Source organism: Telluria aromaticivorans (genome assembly GCF_013003915.1).
Taxonomy (GTDB): Bacteria; Pseudomonadota; Gammaproteobacteria; order Burkholderiales; family Burkholderiaceae_D; genus Telluria; species Telluria aromaticivorans.
Map to the genome: position 1 here is coordinate 1 of NZ_JABAIV010000003.1, position 12045 is coordinate 12045.

Consider the following 12045-nt stretch of genomic DNA (forward strand, 5'->3'; position numbering starts at 1 on the left):
AGGTCGAGGTAGCGATCCACCGCCCTGAGCAGGTGGTCTTCAGGAACGTACTCGTCTAAACTGATCGAGACAAACAGCTCCCGCTTCGTTGCTTGGCGCCCCATCATCGCAACCTCCGTATCCTCAAGTACTCACATCACGGTAGGCGGTGAAAACGTTATGATCAAGGGAGTTTTTCAACACAATAGACCCAACGCAGACCTTCGCCCTATACACCATTGAGTGGATATGGACGAGATTAACTTGATCGTTAGATGGTTGATGTTAATCAAACTCCGTTCGTTAACTCTGCAAAAATTTCTTTCGATCTAAAAAACAACAAGGTTTCTTATAATTTACGTGGTAGCACAGAGAGAGAGAGTACTCTAGAGCGTTACGCTAATTCTGGCGTTGATCAATTCAATACTATTTCCCATCCTCAAGTCGTACGCGATGTACGCAACTATGAGAACGCCCCGTACGATGCTGTGCCTTTACTTTCGTGAGGTATTCATGAAATTCGAAAACGTTTACTGGGATGAAGGATCGATGAAAGTAGATGGCGTGTACCCATCGATTCTTGCTGTAGGAGATTCTTGGTTCTGGTACCCGTTTCCTGGCGGTTCTTTAATTAACCACCTCGGACGTCTTGTGGCTACACGCGAACATATAATTCTTGCTCTAGGAGCGAACGGCGCCGAAGCGTTTGACTATACTCACGGCAAGTACAACAAAATGATCCGAACCGCCCTTAGAATGCATGGCGCCAGCCTGTCAGCCGTTTTTATTAGCGGCGGCGGGAATGACTTTGCGGGAGTCAACGATCTTCGCCCTATGCTCCGTGACGACTGTTCGGGCGCTCAAGATTCGTCATCATGTTTCAGAGATGGAAACGGAGAACTAACTCTAGAATGGTTAATGGGGAAGATTTCTGAGAGTTATCGATCCCTTATTGGTCAGATACTAGTGGCGTCGCGCCCAGGGGCGAAGATTGTCGTGCACAATTACGATTATGCGATACCCAACGGCAAGGGAATATTTGGAAGAAAGGCGACATGGTTACGCCAAGCATTAGAGGACGCGGGCGTGCCCGCTACATTGCAAGCTGATTGCGTTAAGACTGTGATTAACCGGCTGAGCATTGAGCTTGAAGAAATAACGAAAATCGACCCATCACGTATTCATTTTGTTGATAGCCGTGGCAGTTTAGATGCAAGTCATTGGGCAAACGAATTGCATCCGAAGCCATCAGGATTTAGACTGATAGCAATGGAAAAATGGAATCCAGTTTTAGTTCGCCTCGGCCTGTCCGCTTAAGTTAACACGACGAACGCTACATTTTTGAGGGTTACTATGGGCGAAACGGAGATTATAAGAAGATATGGCGTGAATATTGGTTGCAGCCACTTTGGTCAAATAGACAGCCATGCTAATGATCGCTGCGTCATTGGCGTCGGCATTAAGGCTACAAGGACTCGGATTGAAAATCCCCTTTTAGCGCCTAATGTCACTATATAACTCGTGCTACGACATCAACGCATCGATTTCATCGTAGCATACACCCGCACGATACGCAAGAAAGAACAGAATGAAAAAATAGAAAGGGATGGTTATTAGAATGCCATAATTTTTATTCTCTAATCCACGACTAACTGGGGTTCATCATGGACGCTGTTGTTCAAAGAGAGAAGGAACCGGTTCCAGACGAAATACTCAAGGCGGGGGAAATCTATTACCGCTTGGGCGTATTGATTCAGGCGCTACTAGTCTTGCTTGGAATTATCGCTTCAGTAGCGTCACTTGTAGTCGCCACTTTTAGTGAATCTTTCACTGGCGACGATAAATGGATGCTCAAAGCGTTTGCCTTTGTCGCTGCCCTTGCCTCCGGTCTTCTTACCACATTCAGTCTTTCGAAAAAAAACCAAGAAACATGGGCCGCATGGAGGATGATGAACGCAGCTATTCTTCGTTACCAATATGATCCCAGTTTCACACGCATCCAGCTCGTCGATACATGGGAGAGAGCTGAAAAGACCCTCGGCAATGCTACAATTAATGAGAAAACTTAAACCTATAAACAGGCAAATCCGCCAACGCGTCGATTAGGGAGATGATATGCGAAGTATTGTCTACGTAATATCCGATCTGCATCTTGGCGGAGCGGCCGCAGGGAGTAACCGGCCCGATTTTCAGATGTGCTCATTGCACACGCAAGCTTTGCTTGGGCAATTTATCGAGCAGCTTCCTGGGCGGACCGGCAATGCCGACTCGCAACTAATAATTGCTGGGGATATTGTCGATTTTCTTGCAGAAGAGCCTTTCGAGGCGTTCACAAGCGACCCAGCCAGCGCCGAGCGCAAATTGAACACAATTCTCGAGCGCACATCGCCAATATGGGACGCACTGCAGGAATATGTGAACAAGCGGCACGGTGCTTTGACTCTACTGCTCGGCAATCATGATGTTGAACTAGCCATGCCAACGGTGCGGCAGGTGTTGCTGAATCGTCTGGGAGAAGGGCGAGTGCATCTCATTTACGACAACGAAGCATTCACCCTAGGCCCTTTGTTAATTGAGCATGGGAATCGCTACGACGAGTGGAATGCGGTACCGCATGACGCGCTACGGCGCGTTCGATCGCAGCTCTCGCGCAGACAGCCTATTAATCCACCATTCCCCGCAATGCCGGGAAGCCGCATGGTTGAGGAACTAGTAAATCCGCTCAAACAGCAGTACGCATTTGTCGATTTGCTCAAGCCTGAAGATGCTGCCTTGCTCCCGGTCCTGATAGCCTTGGGGGCGGGAGGAATCAAGGAAGCCTGGACCTTTTTTAGAAATTTCGTGAAGACGCGTGCGGTCGATTATGACGAAAACCGGGAACCGGTCGTACCGGGCTTTATCGCGGCACAGACAGTAAGTGATGAGTCCATGTTTTTGCTCGCGCAGTCGATTGCAAGCGATGGAGCTCCAGGGCAGATTAGCGCTGGCGCACCGAAGTTGTTCGATCGCGAAGCCCGGCGGGCAGCTTTATATAAGTGCTTTCGTGCCCAGTCTGATTTGCACCGAAAAGCATTTAATATGCACACTGAAAAGGAAATTTACCTAATGCCAGCCCATGCAGCTGCAAGCGCAGGATTCCAGGTAGTCGTTTATGGCCATACCCATCACGTTAAAAAGGTCGCATTAGGTGACTCGCCTAATGGATTGCCAGTCTACCTTAATACGGGAACTTGGGCTGATCTCATCTGTGTGCCGACTGCGGTATGGGCGGTGGAAGAAAACATTGCACGAGATGCGCTCCAAGCTTTTATTGACGATCTTGAGGGCAACCATCTCACTAGTTGGCGCCGTAGCCTCCCAACTTATGCAAAAATCGAGATTGACGGCGAACTCGTCATATCCGCAGACGTGTACTTCGCAGACGACCATGCGCAAGTAACTGCCGACGCTCTTGCACACAGACTCGCGGGAGAGCATGTTTATGTCAGCGCTTGACGAGGACATTTTAGCCCGGATAAAAGAGGTCTGTGTCTATATCGACGTAGCCGGTGTTAGGGGAACAGGGTATCTGATCGGTCCCAGGCATGTGGCAACAGCATGGCATGTAGTGCAAGCCTGGGTGCCGGGTGAAGCCCATCCGGTCATTATTGGAGAACGCCGCGACGGCATACACCGGCGTGCGGTCTTATATCAGAATAAGAGTGATGCCAAGCACGATGCGGCAGTGCTCGAGCTAGATGAAGAAGTTTCTGTAGTACCGCTGCCAGTGGCTCAAGATCTGAGAGACCGTGTAGCTTGGGACAGTTTTGGATTTCCTGCGGTGATGGACAATGCGGGGAAAATTCTACGCATGACTGGGGTGGAGTCGCCCCCTCCCGGGGGGATTCCCTTCGATGGCATGGTGAAAGATATACGGGCGATCAATGATCTGGGCCAGCAGGCCATCCTGCTCGCTTCGGCGCGAATTGGGGGTGCACCACTCCAAGGATTTTCGGGCTCAGCGGTGGTCGTGGACGGCGCAGTAATTGGGCATTTGACTAGGTTTATTCCAGCTCTGGACGATTTCGAGAAAGGAGTAATGGACTACGTTTATGCATGCCCGATCAGCACGGTCGTCGCCCTACTGGATTTTCAGCCTGCCATTCTGCCGATTGCTGGAAAGGATGAAAAGACGTTTGGAAGCGAGGCGTATTTCAATCGCTTTTTTCGAATGATGGATTGGCCGGCCGAGGAACAGGCGCAACTGCCATGCAACTTATGCACCGGGATAGACAGTGCCTTGCTAACATTGGCGCTTGAACAGTCGGCTTCGGACACTGTGCGCGATCAATTCGCCGGTACAGCGGTTGCCGCAGCGCAGGTCGCCGTTGCGGAGGCTATAGATGCCGGGAACCGCGAATTCGCTATACTCTCAAGGCGCGTTGCGCTTGCTGAAGACGGGATCAAGAAAAGTGAAGCACAAATTCGTCGGATTGAGCAACAGGTTATGCCAGCACCCCCAGTTTACGCCGCGTTATCGGATGAAATTAGTACCGAACAGCGGAATCTGTATCATCAGCGCTATCTGAGCGAAACTCGACAATACGAACAAAACAAAAAACGCCACCAAGAGGAAAAAGCGACTTTGCCAATGTTGCGAAACGACCTCCAGCACTTCCAGCAAACCTTTAGCCAAGAACGTATCGCGCTTGAGCGCCGCCAGATCGACATCGCTGAAAACCTGGAGCGATTGCACGCAGCAGTTGAAACTGCTAGGGGGTGGGATATCGAAACCCTTTTGAGCAGGCTGCTTCGCCAAGTTCCGGAACGTGAATCCGAGCATGCAGCGATTCGGTGCTTTCTGAGTTTTCTACTTGTCTGCTCGCTCGGCAACGTAGCGCATTCTTGGCTGGGCACTGCACGCGACGCAGTTGAGCAAGTGATAAAAACTGCCGAAAGCAACATAGAAATGTGGATTAGCCGCGCCTACAAGTCAATCGGAGCTGATTTGGTGGCGCGTCTGGCTTCCGTTGTATCATGCCACACAGCGAACCGACGAGCGCTTGACTTACTGAACTCAACATTAAACGCTGCCTCAGGTTACGCGTTGGATCAAGCTCTAGCGCAATCTGGAGGCGTGTTGTGCGAGCCTGTCATTGCGCCGCCCGGCAGCGAAGCGCTGGTCGATCCGCAGGAAATTGACCGGAAGGTCGCAGAGTACGGGGTTGCCCTCCATGAAATTGACTTAGCCTGTACCCGTTGCGCCAAGTGGATCGAAGACAGCGAAACTGTACTCATCCGGTCAAGAGAGGCGCTCAACCGCGCCGTCTCCCAGCGCGATGAGATGTCTGAGGCGGCCAGTGCGATGGCAGCACCGCTCACAAATTTAAGTAAATACTATTTCTTGTTACACAGGGTCTTGCACCAAAGTGCGGCAATGGAAATGGCATCAAATTTCTTGGCTGCCTACGACCATGAAGTCCGGCGCCGCTTGAGTACGACAGTAGAGGACCTAATGGCCGACTGCAGCTCTACATTCTTCTTGACACACACGGCGGATGAACTGATCAGCCACCATAGTACCAGCAGGCTTATTCGTGCAGAAACAGCGATACTGGATAGATCAGAGGTTTTACGGGGGCGACGCGAAGATTATAAGCACGCCGCATCGCGCCTAACTGATTTGCCGCGCCAATATTGGCTAAAGTACAGCGTACGCTGGCGGTGGTATCTAGGCGTGGCGGTAATACCTCTCCTGAACCTCTACTGCGCTCTGCGTTTCTTTTTTGATGTCGGGCGGTTCAATCCCGGATTGGCAAGTGCCAACAAATTCTACGAAAAACTTCGCAACTGTGGGCGCCAGGTATCGGTCTTTGGGACAGGCTTTAGCATTGCTTTCGCTGCCGCGTGGGCTTCGCTGCCGTTTTCCAGCATCGCGGCGAATCTATTAATTAGCGAAGTGGATTCTAGGTGGTTTTGGGCTGCTTGCGGCACACATGTCCTAGCCGCATTAATTTATGCCATCTCCCTAATTCGGATCAGAGCACTCGTCAGCAGCACTTAGGAACTTCCGGCTCGTGTTAGCAATCCTAACGGAAACCGCTTAAACCCTGAGTTGCCGTTTAATATTTGCCTGTTGGGGCATACGAGTTGCTCGTGAATCGCCCGATCTTCTGGACAGGATAGTCTTAATCCCGCGACGTGAGCGTCAGTAGCGGCCCTCTTTAAGCAACTCCCAAGGGTTAGTGTCGGAATGACCTTTGTTTATCGTTTTTCTTTTCACGTGTCATATTAGTTACATGGTAGGGGCCACTTTCCGCGTGTACCGGGTGCTATGTCTGCTTTTGGCCGACTGCATACCTTTGCACCTCGCGCTCCTAAGCGCACGCCCCCAACCTTAGCGGCATTGATCTACATCATGGTCGCGACAGACGAGTTCTTTATCATGGACCGATGACTACGCAACTTGAACCCAACCTCCACCGCAACGCTAGGTTGCTAGTCGCTGCAGTCCAGTTACGGAAGACGCATGGGCTGCTTTACGCCATGCGATTCCTCGAGGATCACGACTTCAGCAATGTAGTCATCTGGGAAGTACTGAACCTCATCCCACCTAGAACAGTGGGAGACGTCCCTCAGTACTAAGCGGCGTGAAACCGCGCAGTCGGTTGGAGTGAGGTCAGTGCGGTGCTCTTAGATTCGGAAGTCGTCAATCGACTTTCCGCCAGCGATGCCTTCTGCAATCCACTTTGGCTGACGCCCGCGCCCTGTCCATGTTTGAGTATTGTTTCCTGGATTTTGGTAGCGTGCCTGGACCTTCTGCCCTTTCCCTTTTTCTTGTTTCAGCTTCTTGTCGCCAGTAGCTAGCAATTCCTGAACCGATACACCAGCCTCTTGGGCAATCGCCAAAATCTGCTCGCGCGCCTTCTGCAAGTCTTGGTGTTGGCGACTCTTGATTTCCTTTTCAATGTCGTGTTGAAGGCCCTTCAGTTCGCTGAGGTTGTAGCCCGACAGATCGATGTTTGCCATTGATTAGATCCTTTTTAAAGTTAGTATATGTTTTCCAGTACTGTTTCATTCTACTATGCGACCTATATTGGCACTGCGTATGTAACGTCCTGGACTGGCTAGCGTCAAAATCGGACCTTGCTCACTGAGGAGGTCATCATGAACACAACTAGCGCCACCACTTGCCGTCGCGTTCCATGGAATAAAGGGCGTCTGATCGGTCAGAAGCTTCCCTTGAAGCTGAAGGAAATTTGGGCCATTAGGATTCGACTACAGCTCGCCGAACGTTTGAGAGATCTTGCGCTGTTTAATATAGCGATCGACAGCAAGCTCCGCGGTTGCGACCTGGTCAGTTTGAAGGTCAACGACATCGCTCAAGGTGGCAACATATTTCACCGTGCGATTGTCATGCAGCAGAAGACCCATCGGCCTGTTCAGTTCGAAATCACAGAGCAGACTCGTCAGGCACTTCAAGGCTGGATCGCAAGCCATCAGCTCGCATCAAGCCACCATCTATTCCCAAGCAGATCGATGAATACCCTTCACATGTCGACTCGTCAGTACGCACGTATTGTCGTCAAGTGGGTGAGATCCATTGGTTTAGATCCAACGGCGTACGGGACGCATACGATGCGACGAACGAAGGCAACATTGATCTACCGTCGCACGAAAAATCTTCGTGCTGTACAGCTGCTTCTCGGCCATACTAAGCTAGAGAACACAGTGCGATATCTCGGCATTGAAGTTGACGATGCACTCGATATCGCTGATCAGACCGAGGTCTGACTTACGCTAGAGAGACTGCTGCTCAGGACGGTTTGGTAGCGGTTCTCAGTGAGGGCCGCTTTCGGGCCAGAAGCGGACCTTCATTGTACGTATGGTGCCATCGAGGGCGGGAATGGCGTTGCACAACAATTGGTGAAAATTGCTTGCGGGTTCATGCAGCTCAGGTAAAAGTTCCGTTGACTTGGTGATGGCAGACAGGGCAGTTAAAGCTAATCGTGCTTCCCCGCACCGGAGATGAAGAGTCCGGTGAGTTTGGGGGAATTGGGTTCGGTCCAGCTCCAGCCGTGATGCTGGCGGCATTGTAAATATAAATTTCAATTGACCTGAATAGTTGGTCCTTCAGTGCTTGTGGAGCGTCCGCGCTATCTAATAATTTTAGCTGACTATAGATTGCGTCCAAAGATTTTTGATATGCCATCATGCCTTCTCCTTATAGGCCCTTGAGACCTGGCCACCATGACCACGCAGATTGCAGCTCTTGGTGACGCGTCATCGCGACAGTGAGGTTTTGGCTAAACCGTTGAATCGAATTCATGATTCCGATGTTGTCTAGCACGGGGTTGATGTAATTGTTGGCCTTCAAATTCGCGACATAGTGAAAATAATCGCCGATTTTCCGAATGTTCGATAATTGCTGAGGAGTCAATTCGTCAGGTTGCATTTGCAGCGCGCCAAGCGCCAAACCAATCTCACCATATAGTGAAAAGAAATCCTTCGCAACGCTCAGCGTTACTTCCATTTTCTGTTTCCGTGACGTAACGAATGCATTGACTGCAGCACCTGCAACGCCACCAGTTACAAGTGATACCAAGAAACCAGGAAGATCAGTCATGATATAAACACTCCATTTTTTGTTTTTTTAACCAGTTAAAGGATGACAGCGCAAATCCAGAGGAGCGGTTTAATTTCCATGGACATTCCCCTTGTTGTTCATTTTAGGCAATGGTCTCGCGGCGGCATTCAGCGCGACGGCGTTCTACGACTTTGAATAGCTTTTTAAGCGACGTCCATACATCGTCGCGCGTAACTCGTTGGTTAGCAAGGGGTAAGCAAAAAAACAACGTTGAACCGATTTGCGCGTTTAGTAGCTACGAACTATTCCTGGAGGAACGGGATCCGCCACTGCATCAGGCAAAACAGGGGGCTCGACAAGTGACAGAAATAATGCGCGATGCCACGTGAAAAACACGATGCCGTTCGTGCAACAACCGCGTTACGCTGTCTCCGCTTTTGTGGTTTCGCTCGTCGCCGCCGGCCTTCCAGCAGTGCAGGACGCTGATGCATGAAATCGGGCGTTTGGAAAGCGTGACCGGGTGCCCAGTCCTAGATATCTCCTGACGGCGCTTGGCCGCGCATGTCGTGCGTGACGGTCACTGTGAGGCCATGCCTAGACCGCATTAAGACGTCTGCTGTGGGTCGGTTGCGGAACTTCGCTGGTAGACTGCAATCGGCCAAAAGCGGAAGTTCGGCATTTTGGAAATTCACGTATTTCTAAGATGCCGCGCCTGCTAGGATGCAAATTTTTCAATGTCCGAATGACTATGAACCTCCTTGCTTGCAGCCGCACAGCCGTTCTCCTTGCTGGAGCCATTCTGCATCTCACCGCCTCGGCCGCTGACGTCGTTCCGCTAACGTTCGTCAATGGGCTACCTTTCCCGACGGTTAAGATCGGAGCAGTTGCTTCACGACTAATGATTGACTCAGGTGGTTCACTCAGCATCTCGATTCCGGAAAAAACAATAAAGGAGTCTGGCGCAATTAGGCTACTTGAGCAAAAAACCAAGTTTAGGGACCTGAAGGGCCAGGTGTATGAGGTTCAGAATTTCGTCGCAGACCAAGTCACGCTCGGGGCCACTAAACTTGGTCCGATTAACGGCCAAGTCCATGTTCAGTGGGGTGGAGCGCCAGAGGGGCCAGAAGCAGAGCTGACCAAAGCACGGCAGGCTGGAGCAATAGGCCTTGCGGCATTCGGAAAACGGCCAGTAATGTTCGACTACCAACTCGCCACGCTTTCGGTTTACGAGCCGGGAGAACGCCCGCAAGCAGGTCAACAAGGTTGGCAAGCTTTGCGTCTAGAGTCTGGAAAAATAGGCCCTAACGTCACTCTCATCGTGAACGGCAAACCTCTTAAGTTCGTTCTAGACACTGGAGCGCAGGTGAATCTAGTCAACAGCAAAAGTCTTGTGCCTGTCGCTGCGGAATCTTTGTGTCAGCCTGCACCTAAGGGGGCTATTAACTGTGATCTCCGAGAACTAGGAGCAGTCCAGGACAGCAGTGGCCAGTCTCTGGGGAAGCTGAGAGCTGAGCGGATTGACTTGAATGGAGCACCCTTTGACGGCATTCTCGGCGCGCCGTTCTTTCAAAGCCATAAAGTGCTGTTCGACCTAGCGGCAGATCGCTTGCTGATTTCGCCTTTCAACGCGAAAGTCAGCAACCCGAATTGATATTGCCGCCGCCGCGTTTCATGTTCGAACGTCTGCTATGGGTCGGATCCGGTCCTTCGTGACAGTCTGCGATTTTTCGGCCTTGGTGACCTGTTATTCTAAGCTCAAGGGCCGAGATCGGGCCAAATGCAGCCGCTCGAATTGTCGGCCCTGCCAGTCGCAAGGCGGTGGGTGCCACCCATAACGCCCAGGTTATAAAGCGAAAAGCGGCCTCTCAATGAAATTGAGCGAGTTCACAAGGCTATGCCCTTGAGCGAAAGGTATACAGCACTGACCTTCGCCCCCGAACCAGCGAGTTCGAAACGAAGAAATCGGAGCTTCTTTGGACAACTATACATAGGTTATGTCGACATGGAACTTATTCCAACCGCCTTGCTCTTACCAGTCATGTACGAGCGGATATCACGGATATTTCCGGATAAGCCATGGTTGAAGGTTGTGCGAAAGTACGAGGAGGCACAGCGAGGCTTTTCGCTAAGAACAGGGCAACTGGAGGTGGAAAACTGGTTTGCCTTCGGGCTTACGCGATGGGACCGTCAGGAGTGCATGGCCGACTCTGATGCCAATTGGATAAGGACTGTCGAAGCGATCTTGCTCGCCAATCGCATTGCCGCGTGGTGTGAAAAGCTGAGGGGTGGCCTGTCTGGCCCACATGGTCTCGAAAAGAGATTTCAAGGGGCCTTGAAGAATCCTGCTGACATGCAGGCCCTTCATTTTGAACTTTATGTCGCCGAGACACTTCTAAAAAAACAGTGCCAAATCCACTGGCCGGAAAGTGCCGGTGCCGATGGGACCTTTGACCTGTTGGTGACCCGTCACAAGGACTCCCTACGTTCGAGCTTGAATGCAAGTCGTTTGCCGGTGACAAAGGCGCACGCGCTACCCTGTATGACGGCCAGCGACTGCTAGAGGTGTGTATGAAGTCCTCTGACATTTTCTCGTACATCCCTACTCGTCCGGGGGAAGCAAACATTCTCAGCATCAACGTTTCTAAAGCCATTCCAACCGACGAGCGAAAGCTTTTGAATTTTGTAGGGCAGATTGTTGACGTCCTTGAAGACCGGTCAAACGGCGTCTTTGATGGATTTGAAATTGTGCGCTCGAGCATTACTGTACCTTCGGGTCCGGCAAATGAAGATGCTTGCTTCGATGCTGCCCCCAGCCTTCCCGGGGCGACCTTAGCATTCATCAGCCCAAAAGAGTCTGCGCAAGGTTGGAGAGGGCTCCGCGTTGCATGGACTGGGGAGCTCACGTTGTGGGATAAGGCTGAGGACGTCGCAAAGGACGCGATTGATCGTCAGCTTACCAAGCGGCGTCCCAGTGCTTTAGCACTCCAATTCATGAATGACTCCTCCGCTTGTGTAACTATGGCAAACGACCCAGGCAATTCGTTCGCGAGCCTCTGCGAAATGCTGTTTGAGCGAGAAAAAGAGCTTGCTATGGTGGTCTTCTCAGGACCCATTGAGGCGAAACCTTTACCCCTGCCTATCCCTTTCCGGCATGATTTGATTCTATCCGAGAACTGTAAGTTCGCTACGTTCGTCAGCGGTCGGCCGAAGCACCACGATTGGAAAGGTTACAAGCTTTTCGCCTGAGATAGGCTGGCGCTCTTTAGGGTACCTCGAAAAAGACCCTTCCCAGTCTGGCATGATCATATCAACGCGAAGGTCTAAGATGGGACGGCTCTTGCCGGTCGTGTCAGGCCATGGATTTGCAGGTAGGCAACATACTATGATGACTTCAACGGCCGGGTTCGGCGAGATGCCGTCCTTCGTAGTCAACTAGGCGGCGCATTTCATCCGCTTGGAAATCCACCACCTTGCGCTCCTCTTCAGGCACACCGTAGCGC

General features: G+C 51.3%; 10 protein-coding genes. 8 read left to right on the forward strand and 2 right to left on the reverse strand.

From position 1 onward, the window contains the following. Positions 1-492 precede the first annotated feature (492 nt). The 4 genes from HGB41_RS09240 (at position 493) to HGB41_RS09255 (ending at position 6022) form a co-directional block, all read left to right on the forward strand. On the forward strand, positions 493-1296 hold the full coding sequence (locus HGB41_RS09240) for an SGNH/GDSL hydrolase family protein (RefSeq protein WP_171083551.1): 804 nt from the start codon (positions 493-495) through the stop codon (positions 1294-1296). Between the two features lie 347 nt (positions 1297-1643). Next, the gene (locus HGB41_RS09245) at positions 1644-2048 is read left to right on the forward strand and encodes a hypothetical protein (protein WP_171083554.1); all 405 of its coding nucleotides are present in this window, start codon (positions 1644-1646) and stop codon (positions 2046-2048) included. Positions 2049-2094: 46 nt separating this feature from the next. Next, positions 2095-3474 (forward strand): metallophosphoesterase family protein, encoded by a 1380-nt coding sequence (locus tag HGB41_RS09250; protein WP_171083555.1) that lies wholly within the window; start codon positions 2095-2097, stop codon positions 3472-3474. Continuing rightward, positions 3455-6022, forward strand: coding sequence for a S1 family peptidase (locus HGB41_RS09255; RefSeq protein ID WP_171083558.1), 2568 nt, complete (start codon positions 3455-3457; stop codon positions 6020-6022). Before HGB41_RS09250 ends, HGB41_RS09255 begins: the two co-directional genes overlap by 20 nt. Positions 6023-6651: 629 nt before the next feature. Here the strand turns inward: HGB41_RS09255 and HGB41_RS09260 are convergent. After that, positions 6652-6987, reverse strand: a complete 336-nt coding sequence (locus HGB41_RS09260; RefSeq protein WP_171083560.1) for an H-NS histone family protein — start codon at positions 6985-6987, stop codon at positions 6652-6654. Between the two features lie 138 nt (positions 6988-7125). On the opposite strand from HGB41_RS09260, the gene HGB41_RS09265 reads away from it, so the two are divergent. Further along, positions 7126-7752 carry a tyrosine-type recombinase/integrase gene (locus tag HGB41_RS09265; RefSeq protein ID WP_171083562.1) on the forward strand — a complete coding sequence of 209 codons (627 nt, stop codon included), beginning with the start codon at positions 7126-7128 and terminating at the stop codon, positions 7750-7752. A gap of 430 nt (positions 7753-8182) precedes the next feature. On the opposite strand, the gene HGB41_RS09270 is transcribed toward HGB41_RS09265, so the two are convergent. After that, positions 8183-8584 (reverse strand): hypothetical protein, encoded by a 402-nt coding sequence (locus HGB41_RS09270; RefSeq protein ID WP_171083564.1) that lies wholly within the window; start codon positions 8582-8584, stop codon positions 8183-8185. A 709-nt stretch (positions 8585-9293) separates the two neighbouring features. Between HGB41_RS09270 and HGB41_RS09275 the strand changes: the two genes are divergently transcribed. The 3 genes from HGB41_RS09275 to HGB41_RS09285 all read left to right on the forward strand — a co-directional run bounded on the left by HGB41_RS09275 (position 9294) and on the right by HGB41_RS09285 (position 11791). Next, positions 9294-10196, forward strand: a complete 903-nt coding sequence (locus HGB41_RS09275) for a retropepsin-like aspartic protease (protein WP_171083566.1) — start codon at positions 9294-9296, stop codon at positions 10194-10196. Between the two features lie 351 nt (positions 10197-10547). Next, entirely contained in the window at positions 10548-11105 is a 558-nt protein-coding gene (locus tag HGB41_RS09280) for a hypothetical protein (RefSeq protein WP_171083568.1), read from the forward strand. Between the two features lie 8 nt (positions 11106-11113). Beyond that, positions 11114-11791, forward strand: a complete 678-nt coding sequence (locus HGB41_RS09285) for a hypothetical protein (RefSeq protein ID WP_171083570.1) — start codon at positions 11114-11116, stop codon at positions 11789-11791. The last annotated feature ends 254 nt before the right edge of the window (positions 11792-12045 follow it).